This window comes from Streptomyces sp. NPDC090083 (assembly GCF_044747445.1).
Classification (GTDB): domain Bacteria; phylum Actinomycetota; class Actinomycetes; order Streptomycetales; family Streptomycetaceae; genus Streptomyces.
Map to the genome: position 1 here is coordinate 294,753 of NZ_JBIVED010000009.1, position 18,712 is coordinate 313,464.

Sequence of the window (18,712 nt, forward strand, 5' to 3'; positions counted from 1 at the left end):
TCAGAGCCCCATCCGTCGCTTCGACGCGGCCGGGCGGACGTCGTCAAGGGAGGCGACGACCCGGTCCACCATGCCGTACTCCTTGGCCTGTTCGGCCGTGAACCAGCGGTCGCGGTCGCCGTCGCGGGAGATCGTCTCCTCGCTCTGGCCCGTGTGCCGGGCGGTCAGCCGCTCGATGGTCCGCTTGGTGAAGTCCAGGTTCTCCGCCTGGATCTCGATGTCGGCGGTGGTGCCGCCGATGCCCGCCGACGGCTGGTGCATCATGACCCGCGCGTGGGGGAGGGCGTAGCGCTTGCCGTGGGTGCCGACGCTGAGCAGGAACTGGCCCATGCTGGCCGCGAAACCCATGGCCAGCGTGGCGACGTCGTTCGGGATCAGCCGCATCGTGTCGTAGATCGCGAGGCCCGCCGTGACCGATCCGCCGGGGCTGTTGATGTACAGGCTGATGTCCGTGCGCGGGTCCTCGGCGGACAGGAGCAGCAGCTGCGCGCAGACCCGGTTCGCGGAGACCTCGTCGACCTGCGTGCCGAGGAACACGATGCGCTGGCCCAGCAGTTGGGCGGCGAGGTGGTCGTCGAAGCGGGACGACGGGGTGTCGCCCTCCTCGGCGCGGGGCATGAGGGCCGGCCAGGGACCGGCCGTGAGGGAAGACATGGGCACTCCTTGTCGAGGACGTCGAAGGTGTGTCGTGACCTGTCTCCACTGTCGGCCGACAACGCGTCCGCCTGCGGTTTTCTAGGCCCTCAGCAGATTCGCCGTGGGCAGATTCCCGGGGACCGATGAGTTTCGCCGCGGGCCGGGGTCGATACAGATGACCGTGTCCGACGCCCCGCAGCCCATGGAGGAACCGATGTCCGACGACCGACTCACCACCTGCCTCTGGTTCGACGGCAAGGCCGAAGAGGCCGCCCACCACTACGTGTCGATCTTCAAGAACTCCAGCATCGGGCGCGTCAGCCGCTACGGCGAGGGCGCCCCGCAGCCGGCGGGCTCCGTGCTCACCGTCGAGTTCACGGCCTTCGGCCAGAACTTCGTGGGGCTCAACGGCGGCCCCGAGTTCACGTTCAGCGAGGCGATCTCCTTCCAGATCCCGTGCGAGAGCCAGGAGGACATCGACTACTACTGGACCAAGCTCCTCGACGGGGGCGGCGAGCCGGGCCCCTGCGGCTGGCTCAAGGACAGGTTCGGCGTGTCCTGGCAGGTCGTCCCCACCCGGCTCATCGAGATGATCACCGACCCGGACCCCGCGAAGGTCGCCCGTGCGACGGAGTCCTTCATGGCGATGGGCAAGTTCGACCTCGCCGCGCTGGAGAAGGCCTTCGCGGGGGAGTGACGGCCGGACCGGCCGGGCTCCGGTCAGTCGGTGGACGCGTGCGCCAGCGTCGCCACCTCGGCGGCGCTCAGCGCCCTGCCGTATACCCGGAAGTCGTCGACCGCGCCCTTCAGGTACGGGTCGGCGTACTGCGACCTGCCGAGGTATCCGGCCCTGATGTGGTTGCCGAAGCGGCGCGGCTCCACGGTGACGGCCGCGTTCCGGCCGGCCTCGGCGCCGTCGACGTACAGGACGGCGGTCCCGGCGCCGTACGTCACCGCCACGTGCACCCAGCGGTCCGTGGGCAGCGGGCCGGCGTCGATGCGCTGCTCGGCGCCCGCCCCACCCGCCGTGATGGCGTACCGCAGGGTGCCGTCGCCGCTGAGCGGGGTCAGGAACATGTTGGCGGTGACGCCGGTGCCGATGTCGAAGATCCGGCTCCAGACGCCCGGCCGGCCGTCCAGCTTGACCCACCCGGCGAGGGAGTAGGCGGAGGCTCCCGCCAACAGGTCGTCGGCGAGGGCGACATGACCGTCGACGCCGTCCAGTGCGACCGCGCCGCCGAGATGACCGTCCGTCAGCCATGAGGCACCGCCCGCCAGTCGGGCGGTCAGACCGTTGCCGGTCGCGTCGGACGCCGAGGTGCCCGACGTCTCGTCGAAGCGGTGCCAGGCCGCGAACTCCGGTGGCGGGGGCGGGGGTTCACCGGTCAGCCAGTACACCGAGTAGTGCTGGTGGTGGACGCGGGCGATCGGCAGCAGGGTCACGTCCTCGTCGTCCGCGCGGGCGGTGAAGCGCAGGGGGTCCGACGACTCCTGCCGTACGGAGTCGACGTCCAGGCGTGACAGCCAGGGATCGGCCCGGTCGCCGAGCGCCCCCGCCAGGACCACCGGACCGTGCACCACGGCCCGCACATCGGGGTCGTCGGGGGTCGGCTCGACGACCGTGCGCATGGGCAGGGTCACGTCGACGCGGTCGCCGGTACGCCAGGCGCGCTCCAGGGTGAGCCAGCTGCCGGGCTGCGGACGGTCGGGCAGCGTACGGCCGTTGAGACTGGCGCGGGCACCGGCGGCCCAGGACGGCACGCGGACGCGCAGCCGGTGCGTGGCCTGTCCCGCGGTGACCGTGAGCGTGGTGGAGGAGCGGTCCGGGAAGCCGGTGGTCTGGCGCCAGGTGATGCCCCGCTCGCGCCAGACGAGCCGCGAGGGGATGAACAGGTTGACCAGCAGGCCGTGTTCGTCGTGCGAGTAGACCGTGTCGGCGAACTTGGCCTGGGTCTCCATGCCCGTGCCGTGGTCGCAGGAGAAGTTGTCGTAGTCCGTGGAGTAGGCGTCCGGATCCGTGCCCATGAAGGACGGCTGGCGCTTGACCGAACCCGGCGCGAGACCGGTGTAGTAGATGTTGAAACCGTGCTCGGAGTCCGGGTCCTGCTCGCCCAACAGCTGGTTGAACAGGGCCCGTTCGTAGAAGTCGAGCAGTTCCACCCGGTCCGGGCCGTGGAAGTGCAGCAGCCGGGTCAGCTTGAGCATGTTGTACGTGTTGCAGTTCTCGCAGGTGCTGTCCGACAACTGCCCCGCCACGACGTCGGGTTCGTGGAACGCCTCGCCGTTGCTGTTGCCGCCGATGACGTACGAGTGGTGGCCGGTGACGATCCGCCAGAAGTTCGCGGCGATCGTGCGGTACCGCTCCGGCAGCCCCTCCTCCCACAGCCGCAGCGCCCCGACCATCTTCGGGATCTGCGTGTTGGCGTGCAGTCCGGCGAGCCGGTCCTCGTTCCGGGCCAGCGGGTCGAAGACCCGGGCGTGGGTGAAGCGCTCGGCGACCGTGAGCCAGGTGCGGTCACCGGTGAGGGCGTGCAGATCGGCGAGGACGTCGTTCATCCCGCCGAACTCCGTCTCCAGCATCCGCTGCACCTGCTCGTACGACAGCCTCGCGGTCCGCGCGTCGACCCAGCGCGCCTGCCGGAGCACCACCTCCAGGGCCTGGTCGTTCCCGGCCAGCCGGTACTGCTCGACCAGTCCGGCCATGATCTTGTGGATCGTGTAGTACGGCGCCCACACCCCGGTCCCGGCCTCCAGCCGGTCGAAGAAGCTCTCCGGGAACGCGGACAGGTACCCCTTGCCGAAGCCGGCGGCGGGCGAGGCCGCCTGGCAGGCGGCGAGCCCGGCGACCAGGGCCCGGCCCTTGTCGCGCAGGCTCGTGTCCCCGGTGCCGGCGTACGCGAGGGCGAGGCCGGAGAGCAGATGGCCGGTGGAGTGGCCGCGCAGTTCCACGTCCGGTCCCTCCCAGCCGCCGCAGGGCTGAGCGGCGCTGGGCAGGCCGACGGTGCGGCGGAAGGTGTGCAGCAGCCGGTCGATGTCGACGAAGCGGAGATAGGCCGAGTTGCGGCGCTGGTTGTCCCGGAAGGGGCTGTCCAGCAGGGTCACGGCGGTGAGCGGGAAGGGGCGGGCCGGTGCGGCTTCCTGTGCGGTTTCCGGCGAGGTTCCCGGGACGGCGTGGGCCGTGCAGGCCGGGCCGCTGAGCGCCAGGGCCGCCGAGCCGGCACCGGCGGCCGCGAGCAGCTGACGTCTGCCGAGGGATGGGGTCATCACCACTGTCCTTCGCATGTCGGGGAGGGAGGGGCCGGGCGGCGGTGTCCCTCCACCACCCGCTTCCTGTTCGAAATATCGAATGTTGTGCGACATGCTGTGCGCTGCCCACGCTAGGCGTGCGCCGCGTGATGTCAACAGGGCCTGTGGGGGCGGCAGTTGACCCCGATGCCCGCATCCCGCGCGGCCTCCCCGCCGTAACCAGTGCGTTTCGGACGTTAATTTCCGCGCCCAAAGGGTTGGCGGGAAACCGTCCCCTCGTTATCGTTCACCAACTTCACTCAATCGTTCGGTTGAACGAATAGCGACAAGGACGGTCGGTACATGTCCGACATCCACCACCCGGGCCGCCGGTCGGTGCTCGCCGCGGGCGTCGCCTCGGCCGCCGCGTTCGGCGGATCCTGGCTGCTGACCGGCTGCAGCGGGGCGGAGGCCGCCCCCGTCCTGCCGGCCGCCGCCAGGAAAGGCGCCCCCGACCGCGGCGGCACCCTGCGCATCGCCCGGCCGCCCGCCTCCGACGCCGAGACCCTCGACCCGGCCAGCTCCCTGTCCGCCTACGAGTACCTCGGCGCCCTCTACAACCGGCTCGTCCGCGTCGCCGCCGACGGCGAACTCGCCCCCGACCTCGCCGAGTCCTGGGAGCCCGACGCCAAGGCCCGCACCTGGACCTTCCGGCTGCGCAAGGACGTCACCTTCCACGACGGCCGCGCCTTCACCTCCGCGGACGCCGCCTACACGCTGCGCCACATCCTCGACAAGGCGACGGCGTCCCCGCAGGCCGCGGTCCTCGCCCCGCTCATCGACCCGGCGAAGCTGGGCACGCCCGACGCGCACACCCTCGTCGTGCCGCTGAAGACGCCCAACGCCGAGTTCCCGAGCCTGCTGACGCACTACAACTGCTACGTCGTACCGGACGGCAGCGCGAAGTCCATCGGCCGCACCGGCATCGGCACCGGCCCCTTCAAGCTGGAGTCGTTCGCCCCGGCGGGCCCCGGCCGCGTCACCGCGAACAAAGACCACTGGGCCGGCCGCCCGGTCCTCGACGCGATCGCCTTCTACTCGGTCGCCGACATGTCGGCCCGCTCGAACGCCCTGCTGGCCGGTCAGGTCGACCTGCTCTCGCAGACCAACCTCGACTTCGCGACCGCCCGCGTGGTCGCCGCCTCGGACCGCGCGACCATCGCCCGCGTCAAGGACGCCCAGTGGTACGTCCTGCCGATGCTCACCACCGAGAAGCCCTTCACCGACGTCCGCGTCCGCCAGGCCATGAAGCTCGCCTACGACCCCGACCACGTCGTGAAGGTCGCCCTCCAGGGCGCGGGCACCGCCGGCTGGGACAACCCCGTACCGCCGAGCGACCCCGCACACATCGCCGCGCATCCCCGGCACGACCCGGAGAAGGCCAGGTACCTGCTCAAGCAGGCGGGTCACGAGGGTCTGGCGATGGACCTCTACACCTCGTCCTACGACCCGCTGTTCACGCCGATGGCGCTCGCCTACCAGGACTCCGCGAAGCGCGCCGGCATCAGGATCAGGGTCAAGACGGCCTCGGCGGACTCCTATTACACGCAGATCTGGATGAAGAAGCCGCTGATGGCCACCTATTGGTTCACCGGGCGGCCCGTCGACCAGCTCTTCACCCAGATCTTCCGCGGCGGCTCCTCCTACAACGAGACCGCCTGGTCCGACAAGGGCTTCGACGCGGTGCTCGACCGCGCCCGCGCCGAGACCGACGACACCAAACGGCGCGAACTCTACGGTGAGGCACAGACGCTGGTGATCGAGAGAGGCGGGGCGATGACCCCGATGTTCGCCGACCGGCTCGTCGGCATCTCCCGCGCCGTGCGCGGATACGCCGAGCACGGCTTCGAGTTCGACTACCTCAACATCGGCCTGAAGGGAGCCTGACCATGCTCACCTTCATCACCCGCCGCGTCGCCGCCGCGGTCGGCACCCTCTTCCTCTCCTCCGTCCTCGTCTTCCTCGCCGTCCAGGCCCTGCCCGGCGACGTCGCCACCCAGATCCTCGGCAAGGACGCGACCCCGGACGCGGTGGCCGCCCTGCGCGCCAAGCTCCACCTCGACCAGCCCGCCTGGGAGCGGTACGGCCACTGGGTCGGGGGCGCGCTGCACGGCGACTTCGGCACCTCCCTCGTCTCCGGCAAGGCCGTCGGCGGCGAAGTGTCCCTGTACCTCGGCAACTCGGCGCTGATCGCCCTCGTCACCGTCCTCTTCGCGGTCACCGGATCGATCGTCCTCGGCATCCTCGCCGGCCTCTACCGAGACCGCTGGCCCGACCACGTCATCTCCACCGTCAGCCTCGTCGGCATGAGCGTCCCCGAGTTCGTCGTCGCCACCGTCCTCGTCCTGTGCTTCTCGGTCGCCCTCCCGTGGTTCCCGGCCGTCGTCCTCTACGGCCCGGACGCGAGCGTCTCCCAACTCCTGCCCGCCGTATGGCTTCCCGCGCTCGCCCTCGCCGTGGTCATGGCCGCGTACATCGTCCGCATGGCCCGCACCTCCGTCATCGACGTGATGGCCACCGAGTACGTCACCACCGCCCGCCTCAAGGGCCTCTCCACCTGGCGGGTCGTCACCCGACACGCCCTGCCCAGCGCCCTGTTGCCCACGTTGCACGTCATCGCGCTCAACGTCGCCTGGCTGGTCGGCGGGGTCGCGGTGGTCGAGAACGTCTTCAACTACCCGGGCATCGGGAAGCTGATGCTCTCCTCCGTGCAGAACCGCGACCTGCCCACCATCCAGGCCATCGCCCTGATCAGCGCGGTCGTCTACGTCGTCTGCAACCTCGCGGCCGACCTCGCCACCATGGCCCTCAACCCCCGGCTCCGCACCCGAGGGAGGACACGATGACCACACTCGACACCGCCGCGCCGACGACCGTGCGCGGCGCCCGCACCGTCCGCGCCTGGCGCACCCTGACCAGCTCCCGCACCGCCCTCGTCGGCCTCGCGATCGTCGCGGTCCACGTCCTGATCGCCCTGCTCGCCCCCCTCCTCACCTCCTACGACCCCATCGCCAACGACGCCGACCACGCGCTGCTCGGGCCGAGCTGGAGCCACTGGGCCGGCACCGACCAGTACGGCCGCGACGTCCTCGCCCGGGTCCTGTACGGCGGCCGGTACGCCCTCGGCGTGTCCGTCGCCGCCACCCTCCTCACCGTCGCCCTCGGCACGGTCATCGGCTGCGCGGCGGCCCTGCGCGGCGGCTGGTTCGACGACGTCCTGGGCCGCGTCCTCGACGCGATCCTCTCCGTCCCGTCCGTCCTGGCCCTCCTCGTCGTGGTGACGGCCCTCGGCACCGGCCCGGCCGTCATCGTCCTGGCCGTCGCGATCGTCTACGTGCCCCAGGTCGTCCGGGTCGTGCGCGGCGCCGCCCTCGCGGTGGTCCCCGCCGACTACGTCACCGCGGCCCGCGCCCGCGGCGAGGGCACCTGGTCGATCCTGCGCCGGGAGATCCTGCCGAACATCACGGACGTGGTCTGTGTGGAGTTCGCCATGCGGGCATCCTGGGTCGTGCTGCTGATCTCCTCGCTGTCCTTCCTCGGCTTCGGCGCCGACCCGCCGACCCCCGACTGGGGACTGATGGTCGCCGAGAACCGCACCGCCATCACCGTCGTCCCGATGGCCAGCCTCGCCCCCATCATCGCCCTGGCCACCCTCGTGGTCGGGCTCAACCTCGCGGCCGACGGCCTGTCCAAGGCGTGGGGCGTCGACCGGATCAGGGAGGGCTCCTGATGACCTCGATCGTGTCCGTCAACTCACTCTCCGTGGCCTACCGTTCGGGCGGCCGGGACATCCCCGTCGTGCACGAGGTGTCCCTGGACGTCGCCGAGGGCCGTACGCACGCCCTCGTCGGCGAGTCCGGCAGCGGCAAGTCGACCGTCGCCGCGACCCTCCTCGGCCACCTGCGGCACGGCTCCCGGATCACCGGAGGCACGGTCCAGGTCGCCAGCGCCGACGTCTTCGCCCTGTCCGCACCGGAGTTGAGGCGGCTGCGCGGCGGAACCGTCGCCATGGTCGGCCAGAACGCCGGCCACGCCCTCACCCCCTCCATGCGCATCGGACGGCAGATCGCCGAGGCGGGCGGCGACGTGCCCGTCGTCGACCTCCTCGAACAGGTCCGGCTGCCCCGCCCCGCGGAGCTGGCCCGCCGCTATCCGCACGAACTCTCCGGCGGCCAGCAGCAGCGCGTCGCCATCGCCATGGCCATCGCGGCCCGCCCCAAAGTCCTGGTCCTCGACGAACCGACGACCGGCCTGGACGTCGTCACCCAGCGCAGCGTCCTCGACCTGATCGCCGCCCTGCGCGACGAACTCGGCCTCGCCGCCGTCCTGGTGAGCCACGACCTCGGCGTCGTCGCTCACATGGCCGACGACGTGACCGTCCTGCGCTCCGGACGCGTGGTCGAGTCGGCGCCCACCGGACAGCTCTTCTCCCGGCCCCAGGACCCGTACACCCGCCGCCTGCTGGCCAGCGTGCCGCGCCTGGACGACGCCGGACTCGCCCTCGTCGGCGAGGCCGGGGAACGGGAGGTCAGGCCCAGGGCAGAGGTCCCCGCCGACGCCCCCGTCGCCGTCTCCGCGCAGGACATCACCATCGACTACGGCAGCACCCGGGCCGTGCACGGTGTCTCCTTCGACGTCCGGCGCGGCGAAATCCTCGCCCTGGTGGGGGAGTCGGGCAGCGGCAAGTCCACCCTCGCGTGGACCCTCGCCGGACTGCGCACCCCGTCCGGCGGCACGATGCGCCACCCGGACGGCGACCTCGCCCGCCCCGCACAGCAACGCCCGCTGTCCCTGCGGCGGCGGGTGCAGCTCGTCTTCCAGAACGCCGACACCTCGCTCAACCCCCGCCGCTCCGTGGGCGACGCGGTCCGCCACCCCCTGCGCCTGTTCGGCACGGTGACCGACCGCACGGAGGCCACCGACCGGGCCCGCCGGCTCATCGCCGACGTACGCCTCGACCCGGCCCTCGCCGACCGCCTGCCCGCACAGCTCTCCGGCGGCCAGCGCCAACGCATCGGCATCGCACGGGCGTTGGCGGGCGAGCCGGACGTACTGATCGCCGACGAGATCACCACCGCCCTCGACGTCTCCGTCCAGGCCGACGTCCTGCGGCTCCTCGACGACCTCCGCCGCGAACGCGACCTGGCATGTCTGTTCATCAGCCACGACCTCGCCGTCGTACGAGGCATCGCGGACCGGGTCGTCGTCCTGCGCCACGGAGTCGTCGTCGAAGAAGGCCCCACGGAAGCCGTGTTCGCCGACCCCCGGCACCCCTACACCCGTCGGCTGATGGCAGCCGCCCTCGAACCCGACCCCGACGCCGAGCCCTACGTCGACGACACCGCCGACTGGACCGACGCGGCGGACGGCGACGACATCTGGACCGGCCACGGCGCCGACGGCCACCGCGTCCGACGCTGGCGCCCCCTCAACGCCCCCGTGGCGGAAGGAGTTTCGTGAAGTACCGCGAGCAGTTCGAACGCCGGGTCGTCCACGAGGACGTCTGGATCCCCACCCGGGACGGAAGGACCCGGCTGCACGCCCGCATCTGGCGGCCCGACGACGCCGTGTCCGACCCGGTGCCCGCGCTGCTCGAATACCTCCCCTACCGCAAGAGCGACTGGACCGCGCCCCGCGACGCCCAGCGCCACCCCTGGTACGCGGGCCACGGCTACGCCTCCGTCCGCGTCGACATCCGCGGCCACGGCGACAGCGAGGGCCTGCCCGGCGACGAGTACGACGCGCAGGAACTCGCCGACGGCGTCGACGTCGTCAACTGGCTTGCCGCACAAGCCTGGTGCACCGGCAAGGTCGGCATGTTCGGCATCTCCTGGGGCGGCTTCAACTCCCTCCAGATCGCCGCCCTCGCCCCCGAGCCCCTCAAGGCGATCGTCACCGTCTGCTCCACGGACGACCGCTACGACAACGACGTCCACTACACGGGCGGCGCCGTCCTCGGCATCGACATGCTCGCCTGGGCCGGCACCATGCTCGCCTTCGCGTCCCGCCCGCCGGACCCCGCGAACGTCGGCGCGGACCGCTGGCTGCCGATGTGGCGCGAACGCCTGAACGCCCTCGAACCCTTCCTCCACACCTGGCTCGACCACCAGCAGCGCGACGACTACTGGAAGCACGGCAGCGTCTGCGAGGACTACGGCGCGATTGACGCGGCCGTCCTCGCCGTCGGCGGCTGGAACGACCCGTACCGGGACGCCGTCCTCCGGCTCGTCGAGCACCTGCCCGGCGACCGCGTCCGGGGCATCATCGGCCCGTGGTCGCACCAGTACCCCGACCGCGGCCTGCCGCCCGGCCCCGCGATCGGCTTCCTCCAGGAGACCCTCCGCTGGTGGGACCAGCACCTCAAGGGCATCGACACGGGAGCGATGGAAGAACCCCTGCTCCGGGCCTGGATCACCGACCCGGTCCCGCCGGCGACGTCGTACGACACACTGCCGGGCCGTTGGGTGGGAGACGCCGACTGGCCGAGCGAGAAGGTCGGTTGGAACACGCGGGCGCTCGGGGCGGGCAGCGAGCCCGTCCTCGTGCGCTCCCCGCAGCACACCGGCCTCGACGCCGGGCGGTTCTTCCCCTTCGGCAACGCCAGCGACCTGCCGCCGGACCAGCGCGAGGAAGACGGCCGATCGGTCTGCTTCGACTCCGAACCGCTCACCGAACGCGTCGAGATCCTCGGCCGCCCCCGCGTCCGGCTCCGCCTCGACAGCGCCACCCCGCGCGCCCACGTCATCGCCCGCCTGTGCGACGTGGCACCGGACGGCTCGTCCACACTCGTCACCCGGGGCGTGCTCAACCTGCTGAGCAGGCACGGCCGCGACCGGGCCGTCGCATGGACACCGGGGACGTTCGAGGACGTCGAGTTCGAGCTGACCGGCATCGGCTACGCGATCCCGCCCGGCCACCGCATCCGCCTCGCCGTCTCCGACACCTACTGGCCGTGGGTCTGGCCGCACGGCGAGCGCGGCGAGCTGCGCGTCGTCCCGGCCGAGAGCGACGTACACCTGCCCCTGCGGGAGAGCGGGGTCGAGCCGCGCATCCGTTTCGAGGAGCCCGAGCAGGCCCTCCCGCTCGACGTGACCTACGACCGGCCCGCCGACGCGGCACCCGAGCGGCTCGTCACGTACGACGTCGCCAAGGGGGAGTGGACGCTGGAGGTCGACCCCAACTACGGGGGGTCACGGACGTATCCGGACGGGCTGCGCTTCGAGGAGAGCGCGCGGGAGACGTACCGCGTCCGCGCCGACGACCCGCTGTCCGCGCACGCCGTGTCCGAGTGGCGGATCCGCCTGCGGCGCGGGGACGAGTGGGACGCTGAGATCATGACGCGGACGGAGCTGCGGGCCACGACCGAGGACTTCGTCATGGACAGTCGTGTCGAAGCACGGGCGAACGGAGAGACAGTGGCCAAGCGCGCATGGCACCGCACCACCCCGAGGACGTCGGGATGACGGCCGCCAGGCAGCCGGCCGCGAAGTCCCCGCGCCGCGCGGTCGCCGCCGCCGACCGGACCCGGCAGCCCACCGAGGTACGCCGCCGGCTCATCGTCGAGGCGGCCGTGCCGTTGATAGCGGAACGCGGCTACGCCTCGGTCGGCGTGCGCGACGTGGCGGCGGCGGCCGGGGTCTCCGTCGGCACCGTGACCTACCACTTCGGCAGCGTGCAGGAGATCCTCTCCGAGGCGATGGTGCTCCACATCGAGCGCTACTACGCGGAGCTGAACGAGGCCGCCGAGCGGGCGACCAGCGGGGCCGAGGCGCTGCGGCTGCTCGTCGACGCGCTGTTCACCGAGGACACCGACCGGCACTGGCGGATGTGGTTCGACTACTGGAACGCGGGTGAACAGGGCACCGACGAGGCCTTCAGCGGCGGACAGGCCCACCGCTACGAGACCTGGCACCAGCAGATCCGGGCCCTGGCCCAACGAGGCGTCACCGAAGGCGAGTTCGCCTCCGACGACCTCGACGGCTTCACCGTCCGGTTCGCCGCCCTCGCCGACGGCCTGGCCCTGCAACGGCTGCGCCAGGCACCGCCGTTGAGCACCCAGGACGCCCGCAGGCACCTCAACCGGCTGATCGAGACGGAGCTGGGGCTGTCCTAGGCTGGGCGCATGGCTGAGTCGTTGTCTCCCCTGGTCACCGGCGTGGACGCGGGCCGGTGGCGGTCGGTCCGCCGGGGCGCGCTGCGCCGGGGGCGCCGCACGCTGACGGACTCCCTGTACCTGCTGACCGCGCCGGTGAGCGCCGCGTCCGGCCTGCTGCTGGTGCTCGCCGCCCTGTGTCTGGGCGCCGTCGGTGCGCTGACGCCGAACGGGTCGCGGGTCAGGACCGGTGCCGCGGAACTGGCGCGGTGGCCGGGCGACGCGGAGCGGTGGAGGATCGCCCGGGTGCTCTCCCGGACCGGTGCGACGCGGCGTCCGCAGCCGGAGCGGACCGCCGCCGCGGCCGATCCCGGGCGGTGGCTGGACATGGGGCACGCGGTGCTGGTGCTGCCCGTCGTCGTGGTCACGTCGGTGGTGACGGCGCTGTGGTGGTTCGTCGCCGTGGCCGCCGTCTCCTGCCCGCTGCGCAGCCCGTACCCGGCGCCCGGATCGCTGCGGCCGATGAACCTGTCCGTGGGCGGTTCCCGCTCCCACATCGCCCTGAGCCTCGGGCTGACGTCCCCGGACTCGCGGATCGCCTTCGCCGTCGTCCTCGGCCTCCTCATGCTGGCCACCCTGCCGCTGGTGACCCGTGCGTGCGTCACCGTCCAGACCGGGCTCGGGAACGCGCTGCTGTCCGACCTGTCGGCACTGCACCGCAGGATCAGCGGACTGGAACAGGAGCGGGACACCGCACGCGCGCAGACCCTGGCCGCCGTGACGGCCGAGGCGGCGGCCCTGCGCCGGCTCGAACGCGACATCCACGACGGCCCCCAGCAGCGGCTGGTCCGGCTGGCGATGGAACTGGGCCGCGCGCAGCACCACCTCGACAGCAGGCCGGACACCGCCCGCGAGGCACTCGCCGACGCGCTCGTCCAGGCGCAGGAAACTCTGGAGGAGCTACGGGCCCTGTCGCGCGGCATCGCCCCGCCGATCCTCGCCGACCGGGGCCTGCGCGCGGCGCTCTCCGCACTGGCCGCCCGCTGTGTCGTACCCGTCGACCTCGACCTCGGCCCCCTGGACCGCCGGCCGGAGCCCGCCGTCGAGACGGCCGCGTACTTCCTGGTCGCCGAAGCCCTCACCAACGTGGCCAAACACAGCCACGCGCGGCAGTGCCTCATCGGCCTGCGTCATGACGAGGGCATCCTGCGGGTCTGGGTGACCGACGACGGTGTGGGCGGCGCTGCCCTCGCCAAGGGACACGGACTGCGGGGCCTGGACGACAGACTGCACGCGGTCGGCGGGCGCCTGCTGACGGTCAGCCCCGACGGCGGCCCGACGACGATCACCGGAGAACTCCCATGCCTCTGACCCCGGCCGAAGCGGCTCGCGACCGCGAACCCCGCGAACCGCTGCGCATCGTCCTGGCCGATGACGCGGTGCTGCTCCGCGAGGGCCTGGTCCGCCTGCTCACCGACGACGGCCACCAGGTGGTCGCCGCCGTCGGTGACGGTCCCGCCCTGGTCGAAGCGGTGTTCACCCACCGCCCGGACGTGGCGGTCGTCGACGTCCGCATGCCGCCGACCCACACGGACGAGGGCCTCCGCGCGGCGATCAGCGTCCGCGCACAGCTGCCCGGCACCCCCGTCCTGGTGCTCAGCCAGTACGTGGAGGAGTCCTACGCCGCCGAGCTGCTCGCGGACGGCGCCGGCGCGGTCGGCTATCTGCTGAAGGACCGGGTCGCGCGCGTCGAGGAGTTCCTGGACGCCCTGGCCCGGGTCGCCCGCGGCGCGACGGTGCTCGACCCCCAGGTCGTCTCCCGGCTGCTGGCCGGACAGCGCCGCAAAGCACCTCTGGACGCGCTGACCCCGCGCGAGCGGGAACTCCTGGCGCTGATGGCCGAGGGGCATTCCAACACCGCCATCGCCCGCCGACTGGCGCTCTCGGGCAGCGCGGTGGAGAAGCACATCGGCAACGTCTTCGCCAAGCTCGGACTGCCGCCCGACGACAGCAGGCACCGCAGGGTCCTCGCCGTCCTCGCCCACCTCGGCTCCTGAGCGGCCCGGCCGACACACGGCCCCTTCACCAGCCGCCCTCGTAGAAGCCCAGGAGAGCAGGCGCCGGGTCCGCCGCCGTGCCCGTGTTGGCCACCGCGACGACGATCAGCGCGAGCCCCAGCAGGGCCGACAGCACGCCGAACCACGCCATGGTGCGCCGCGTCCGCCCGTCGGCCCCGTCCACCTTGGCGAACCCGCGCCACGCCGTCACGCTCAGCCCGGCCAGGACGACGGCCACGACGGAGGCCAGCACGGCGAGCACCGCGTGGTACCGGCCGAAGTCGTCGACCATCACCCGGAGCGCGGCCGTGTTCCGGCCGTTCGTGTCCGGGTAGTGGGCCAGACCCTGCCGGATCTCGCCGACCGCACCGGCGAGTGGGCCGCCGGGCGTGCCGAGCGGCAGCATCGAGGTCACCGAGGAGAAGGGGGCCAGTGCTCCCTGGACGTTCGCCATCACCGCCGCCAGTGCCACCAGCGCCAGCGCACTGGTGAAGGCGGCGGCCGACGCGAGGGCCAGCCTGCCCCGGGGACCGCCGGACCTCAGGAACGCCTTCCAGAGCAGGGTGCCGAGAGCGACGAGGACGATCAGCAGGGCCACGGCCAGGACGCCCTTGACCACGTGGAAGCGGTACCAGTAGTCGACGACCCGCTGCAGGTCCGGGGGGAATCGCCGGTCGCCGGACCTCCAGTACGCGATGAACGCGGGGCGCAGGGCGTCGACGAGCCCGTGCCGTCCGGAGAACGCGCCCTCCGATCCGTTCGCGGCCAGCCGGCCCGGCGCGAGGACGAAGCCGGCGCCGAGCGCCACGGCGAGGGCGACCAGCCAGGCCAACGCCCGGCCGGGTGTCTCGGCCGGGCGTGACAGGGCTGACGTGTGGGTGCGCATGCGGAATCCGTCCTTCGCTTCGATCGGGATCGGGGAGGAAGGGGCGGCGCCTCGGCGGGCCCCCGGTCGTACCGATCACGATGTCGCGCGACGCGTCCCCTGGTCACTGCGGTGGGCCGCACGACCGGGGTGTGGCAGGCCACACCCCGGAGGCCCTCGCGCTCCCTGCGGGCACGCCGGACGTACCGGACCCGTCTCAGACCCGGTCGGCCACGATCAGCAGGTACTGGAAGCTGCCGTTGCGGTAGGCGTCCAGGAAGGTGTCCTCGATGCCCGTCACCAGATGGTCGGCCCGCTTGCGCAGCGCCCAGTAGGGGATCGTGTCCTCGGTGAGGTCCTGGACGTGGACGGGCACCAGGCGGTTGCGGGCCATCGCCCGGAAGTACTCCGACCTCGGGTGGATGTCGCAGATGTAGTGGGCGTTGATGAGGGACACCTCGCGCGAGGCCCGGCCGTAGGTGTCGTTGTAGCAGCCGGTGATCACCACATAGCGTCCGCCGCGGCGCAGCAGCCGTGCGTGCTCGGCGAACAGCAGGTCCAACTCCACGTACATCGTCGACTCGTTGTTCCAGGACGCGGCGAACTCACCGGTCGGGAAACCGGTGTCGAGCATGTTGCGGTGGTGGTAGCGCACCTTGTCGTCGATGCCCCGCTTGCGGGCCTGCGCGTTGGCGAACTCGGCCTGCTTGGCGGAGATCGTCACGCCGTCGGTCCGGCAGCCGTGGCGCAGATGGGCCACGACACTGCCGCCGCCGCGCCCGCAGCCGGCGTCGAAGACCCGGTCGGCGGCGGTGAGGTGCCCGAGGTGGGAGGCGAGGAGTTCGGCCTGCGCGTGTTCCAGGCGGTGGAGTTCGGCGGTGAGCCGCTCGCGGCGCCGGACGGGGTCGGGGTCGTCGAGCACGGACTCGTCGGCCCCGCCGATCCCGTAGTGGTGGTGGTACAGGTCGTCGATCTGTCCGAGGTCGAGGTTGACCGGGTTCTCTTCGGCGTTCCAGTAGTCCGCGACACGGTTCTGGTACGTGGACTGGGTCGGCACCGGGGCTGAAGCGGTGGTGGTTCCGGCGTCGGCAGTGGTCAACGGTGACTCCTAGCGTCGTACGACTGACGGAATGTCAGGGAACGTTCTGTTACCAGTAGTTGGGCAGGTGGTAGCGGTGGCTGTTGGTGGCGTGCCACTCGTGGTTGCCGGCCACCCAGGCGGCCAGGCCCTCGGTGTAGCGCTCGACGAGGGGCGAGAGCGCGGACAGGGTCGCCGACTCCTCCTCGAAGGCGTCCATGATCCGGTTGTGGATCTCGACGGACTTCAGATAGGCGGCCTTCAGCCCGCACCGCTCGTTGGCGGCGACGACCTGAGGGAGGTTGAGGTGGTCGGGTTCGGACAGCTCCTTGGTGAAGGAGTAGAGGTCGTTGACGATCGTGGTGGCGTTGCAGGCCAGCGCCGTGACCCGCTGGATCTCGGGCCGGGCGTAGAGCTGCTCGGGCAGTTCGTAGCCGTCGACGGCGTCCACGATCGACAGACAGGGGCGGAAGTTGTTGAACTGCCGCATCGTCAGGTACTCCCAGACCCGCGGCTTGTACCGGGTCTCCGCCCAGGCGGCCTCGGCGAGATAGCCGAGATGGAGGCGGGCGATGTCGTGGACGAAGCGGTCCGTCTGACTGGGGGTGGCGAGGAGGGCGAAGTCCTTGAGGGCGAAGTGGTAGGAGCGGCGCGGGCCGTCGGCCTGGACGCCGTGCCGCCACTCCTCCTCGTACTCGGGGGTGGAGTGGAAGGGGTCGAGCGCCGACTGCCCGAAGATCAGCCGCCCGCCGAGGCCGCTGTGCGAGCCGCCCTTGCCCTCGTCCTCCTCGCAGTAGCAGCTGTCGACGATGTTCTCGGCGAGCAGCAACTTGCCCGCCGCGGTGAGCCGTTCGAGGTCGAGGGCGCCCGGGTGCTGGAGCACCACGGCCCGGCCGAACTGGAACCCGGCGAAGTCCCCGTCCCACTCGGCCGGGAACAGGTCGAGCTCGCGGGCCCAGGCCTCCAGTCTGCGGTCGATCTCGGCGGCCTTCTCCGGGTCCGCGGGCGCCACCGGCCGGTGGGTGAGCCCGGGGATCGCCCCGGTGCGCCGCCGGGCCCGCACGCTGCGGGCCAGGTTCGGCGGCCCGGGGAGCCGGAGGGAGGTCGTGGTGGGTGTGGTCATGAAGTGCTCCACGCCGTCATTCGGCCGTGCGGCCGATCTGGACGTTCTCGAGGATCCCCGCCGCGTCGGGGACCAGGATGGCCATCGAGTAGTACGCGGTGACGAGGTAACGGATGATCGCGGCCGGGTCGATGCCCATGAACCGCACGTTCAGACCGGGCTGGAACTCCTCGGGGATACCGGTCTGGAACAGCCCGACGACCCCCTGGTCGGCCTCCCCGGTGCGCAGCGCGATGATGCTGCTGGTGTGCTGCGGGGTGACCGGGATCTTGCTGCACGGGAAGAACGGCACACCGCGCCAGGCGGGGATCTCGTGCCCGTCGACGTTCGCCGTGCCGGGCACCAGACCACGCCGGTTGCACTGCCGGAAGAACGCCGAGATCGCCTTCGGATGGGCCAGGAACAGCCGCGTCTTGCGCCGCATGGCGAGCAGTTCGTCGAGGTCGTCCGGGGTCGGCGGACCGGTGAAGGTGCTGATGCGCTGGGTGTAGTCGACACTGTGCAGCAGCCCGAACTCCCGGTTGTTGACCAGCTCCCACTCCTGTCGCTCACGGATCTCCTCGATGGTGAGCCGGAGTTGCTGCTGGGTCTGGTCCATCGGGTCGTTGTAGAGGTCGGCGACCCTGGTGTGCACCCGCAGCACGGTCTGGGTGAGCGACAACTCGTACTCGCGCGGGGCGAGTTCGTAGTCCACGAAGCCGCCCGGCAGCGTCGGCTCGCCCACATGGCCGGCCTGCACCGGGACGTCGGCCTCGCCCTTGCGGTTCATCGGCAGCCGCTGCCGTTCGGCGTACGCCTCCAGATGGGCGGCCAACGACGGTACGCGCTCGGTGAATTCGGCCACCACGTCCCAGGGCAGCACCAGCAGGACGCCCGCGGTCTCGGCGCGCACCGAACTGAGCCACAGCGGATCGGACTGACCGATCGCCTCGTCGCCCATCTGGTCGCCGTCGCTGACGACCCCGAGGACCTCCTCCTCGTCGTACTTGCCCGCGGTGTAGCGGGTGAAGCGGCCGTGCGCGACCAAGTAGGCCTCGGTGACGGGCTGTCCGGCCTCGAACAGGACCTGTCCTGCCCGCACCTCACGGACCCGGAAGCGGCCCGCGAGCTCCTTCAGGACCTCGACGTCGGAGTATCCGCGCAGCACCGGCAGTTCGGTGAGCGTCTGGGGGATGACCCTGATGTCGTCGGCGCCGTTCTGCTCGAACTGCACCCGGCCGCGGCCGACGCTGAGCTGGAGCCGCCGGTTGACCCGGTAGGCACCGCCCCGCACGTCCACCCAGGGCAGCATCTTCAGCAGCCATCGCGAGGTGATGGCCTGCATCTGCGGTTCGGACTTGGTCGTCGTGGCGAGTTGGCGGGCCGCCACGGTGCTGAGGCTGGTGAGCTGCCCGTTGCCGGGGTTCGCGGGGTCGGGTTCGTCGGTGGCGGGACCGGTGGCGCTTTCCGGAGTGGACACTTTCCCTCCCGGGAGGTGAACAGGGGTGAGCGCGTCGTCGGTGTACAAGCGAAACAGTCCTGCCCACGACCGGTAACCGCGCGTGGGGGGCGGTTTCGCGCCCCGGAGGTCGTAAAC

The 18,712-nt window shown here is 71.7% G+C and carries 15 protein-coding genes; 9 read left to right on the forward strand and 6 right to left on the reverse strand.

What is annotated here, in order from left to right:
• Nucleotides 1–654, reverse strand: coding sequence for an ATP-dependent Clp protease proteolytic subunit (locus ACIPTO_RS29970; protein WP_366325031.1), 654 nt, complete (start codon nt 652–654; stop codon nt 1–3).
• A gap of 196 nt (nt 655–850) precedes the next feature.
• Here ACIPTO_RS29970 and ACIPTO_RS29975 point away from each other — a divergent pair, with 196 nt between their 5' ends.
• Nucleotides 851–1,333 carry a VOC family protein gene (locus tag ACIPTO_RS29975; RefSeq protein ID WP_366325033.1) on the forward strand — a complete coding sequence of 161 codons (483 nt, stop codon included), beginning with the start codon at nt 851–853 and terminating at the stop codon, nt 1,331–1,333.
• Between the two features lie 23 nt (nt 1,334–1,356).
• Here ACIPTO_RS29975 and ACIPTO_RS29980 read toward each other — a convergent pair whose 3' ends face one another.
• Nucleotides 1,357–3,900, reverse strand: a complete 2,544-nt coding sequence (locus ACIPTO_RS29980; RefSeq protein ID WP_401197255.1) for a beta-L-arabinofuranosidase domain-containing protein — start codon at nt 3,898–3,900, stop codon at nt 1,357–1,359.
• A 324-nt stretch (nt 3,901–4,224) separates the two neighbouring features.
• Between ACIPTO_RS29980 and ACIPTO_RS29985 the strand changes: the two genes are divergently transcribed.
• From ACIPTO_RS29985 to ACIPTO_RS30020, 8 genes are read left to right on the forward strand one after another with little or no spacing between them, the layout of a single operon-like run.
• On the forward strand, nt 4,225–5,808 hold the full coding sequence (locus tag ACIPTO_RS29985) for an ABC transporter substrate-binding protein (RefSeq protein WP_401197257.1): 1,584 nt from the start codon (nt 4,225–4,227) through the stop codon (nt 5,806–5,808).
• 2 nt (nt 5,809–5,810) lie between these two features.
• Nucleotides 5,811–6,767: an ABC transporter permease gene (locus tag ACIPTO_RS29990; RefSeq protein WP_366325039.1), complete on the forward strand. Its 957-nt coding sequence runs from the start codon at nt 5,811–5,813 to the stop codon at nt 6,765–6,767.
• On the forward strand, nt 6,764–7,651 hold the full coding sequence (locus tag ACIPTO_RS29995; RefSeq protein WP_366325040.1) for an ABC transporter permease: 888 nt from the start codon (nt 6,764–6,766) through the stop codon (nt 7,649–7,651). Before ACIPTO_RS29990 ends, ACIPTO_RS29995 begins: the two co-directional genes overlap by 4 nt.
• The gene (locus ACIPTO_RS30000) at nt 7,651–9,381 is read left to right on the forward strand and encodes a dipeptide ABC transporter ATP-binding protein (protein ID WP_401197260.1); all 1,731 of its coding nucleotides are present in this window, start codon (nt 7,651–7,653) and stop codon (nt 9,379–9,381) included. The genes ACIPTO_RS29995 and ACIPTO_RS30000 overlap by 1 nt, the downstream gene beginning before the upstream one ends.
• The gene (locus tag ACIPTO_RS30005) at nt 9,378–11,384 is read left to right on the forward strand and encodes a CocE/NonD family hydrolase (RefSeq protein WP_401197262.1); all 2,007 of its coding nucleotides are present in this window, start codon (nt 9,378–9,380) and stop codon (nt 11,382–11,384) included. The genes ACIPTO_RS30000 and ACIPTO_RS30005 overlap by 4 nt, the downstream gene beginning before the upstream one ends.
• Nucleotides 11,381–12,034, forward strand: coding sequence for a TetR family transcriptional regulator C-terminal domain-containing protein (locus ACIPTO_RS30010; RefSeq protein ID WP_366325046.1), 654 nt, complete (start codon nt 11,381–11,383; stop codon nt 12,032–12,034). The genes ACIPTO_RS30005 and ACIPTO_RS30010 overlap by 4 nt, the downstream gene beginning before the upstream one ends.
• Before the next feature lie 9 nt (nt 12,035–12,043).
• Nucleotides 12,044–13,384: a sensor domain-containing protein gene (locus ACIPTO_RS30015; RefSeq protein ID WP_401197265.1), complete on the forward strand. Its 1,341-nt coding sequence runs from the start codon at nt 12,044–12,046 to the stop codon at nt 13,382–13,384.
• Complete coding sequence (locus ACIPTO_RS30020; protein ID WP_401197268.1) at nt 13,375–14,070, forward strand: response regulator; 696 nt, start codon at nt 13,375–13,377, stop codon at nt 14,068–14,070. The genes ACIPTO_RS30015 and ACIPTO_RS30020 overlap by 10 nt, the downstream gene beginning before the upstream one ends.
• 25 nt (nt 14,071–14,095) lie before the next feature.
• Here the strand turns inward: ACIPTO_RS30020 and ACIPTO_RS30025 are convergent, their stop codons facing one another.
• The 4 genes from ACIPTO_RS30025 to ACIPTO_RS30040 form a co-directional block, all read right to left on the reverse strand.
• Entirely contained in the window at nt 14,096–14,956 is an 861-nt protein-coding gene (locus ACIPTO_RS30025; protein ID WP_401197270.1) for a hypothetical protein, read from the reverse strand.
• 196 nt (nt 14,957–15,152) lie between these two features.
• On the reverse strand, nt 15,153–16,034 hold the full coding sequence (locus ACIPTO_RS30030; RefSeq protein ID WP_401197273.1) for a geranyl diphosphate 2-C-methyltransferase: 882 nt from the start codon (nt 16,032–16,034) through the stop codon (nt 15,153–15,155).
• A gap of 49 nt (nt 16,035–16,083) precedes the next feature.
• Nucleotides 16,084–17,136, reverse strand: coding sequence for a family 2 encapsulin nanocompartment cargo protein terpene cyclase (locus ACIPTO_RS30035; RefSeq protein WP_401197275.1), 1,053 nt, complete (start codon nt 17,134–17,136; stop codon nt 16,084–16,086).
• Nucleotides 17,137–17,152: 16 nt separating this feature from the next.
• Nucleotides 17,153–18,595 (reverse strand): family 2B encapsulin nanocompartment shell protein, encoded by a 1,443-nt coding sequence (locus ACIPTO_RS30040; protein ID WP_401197278.1) that lies wholly within the window; start codon nt 18,593–18,595, stop codon nt 17,153–17,155.
• Between the last annotated feature and the right edge of the window lie 117 nt (nt 18,596–18,712).

Excerpts from the sequence above, each read along its gene's own strand:
- ACIPTO_RS29970 (WP_366325031.1), bottom strand. The coding sequence starts at position 654 with ATGTCTTCCCTCACGGCCGGTCCCTGGCCGGCCCTCATGCCCCGCGCC.
- ACIPTO_RS29975 (WP_366325033.1), top strand. The coding sequence starts at position 851 with ATGTCCGACGACCGACTCACCACCTGCCTCTGGTTCGACGGCAAGGCC.
- ACIPTO_RS29980 (WP_401197255.1), bottom strand. The coding sequence starts at position 3,900 with ATGACCCCATCCCTCGGCAGACGTCAGCTGCTCGCGGCCGCCGGTGCC.
- ACIPTO_RS29985 (WP_401197257.1), top strand. The coding sequence starts at position 4,225 with ATGTCCGACATCCACCACCCGGGCCGCCGGTCGGTGCTCGCCGCGGGC.
- ACIPTO_RS29990 (WP_366325039.1), top strand. The coding sequence starts at position 5,811 with ATGCTCACCTTCATCACCCGCCGCGTCGCCGCCGCGGTCGGCACCCTC.
- ACIPTO_RS29995 (WP_366325040.1), top strand. The coding sequence starts at position 6,764 with ATGACCACACTCGACACCGCCGCGCCGACGACCGTGCGCGGCGCCCGC.
- ACIPTO_RS30000 (WP_401197260.1), top strand. The coding sequence starts at position 7,651 with ATGACCTCGATCGTGTCCGTCAACTCACTCTCCGTGGCCTACCGTTCG.
- ACIPTO_RS30010 (WP_366325046.1), top strand. The coding sequence starts at position 11,381 with ATGACGGCCGCCAGGCAGCCGGCCGCGAAGTCCCCGCGCCGCGCGGTC.
- ACIPTO_RS30015 (WP_401197265.1), top strand. The coding sequence starts at position 12,044 with ATGGCTGAGTCGTTGTCTCCCCTGGTCACCGGCGTGGACGCGGGCCGG.
- ACIPTO_RS30020 (WP_401197268.1), top strand. The coding sequence starts at position 13,375 with ATGCCTCTGACCCCGGCCGAAGCGGCTCGCGACCGCGAACCCCGCGAA.
- ACIPTO_RS30025 (WP_401197270.1), bottom strand. The coding sequence starts at position 14,956 with ATGCGCACCCACACGTCAGCCCTGTCACGCCCGGCCGAGACACCCGGC.
- ACIPTO_RS30035 (WP_401197275.1), bottom strand. The coding sequence starts at position 17,136 with ATGACCACACCCACCACGACCTCCCTCCGGCTCCCCGGGCCGCCGAAC.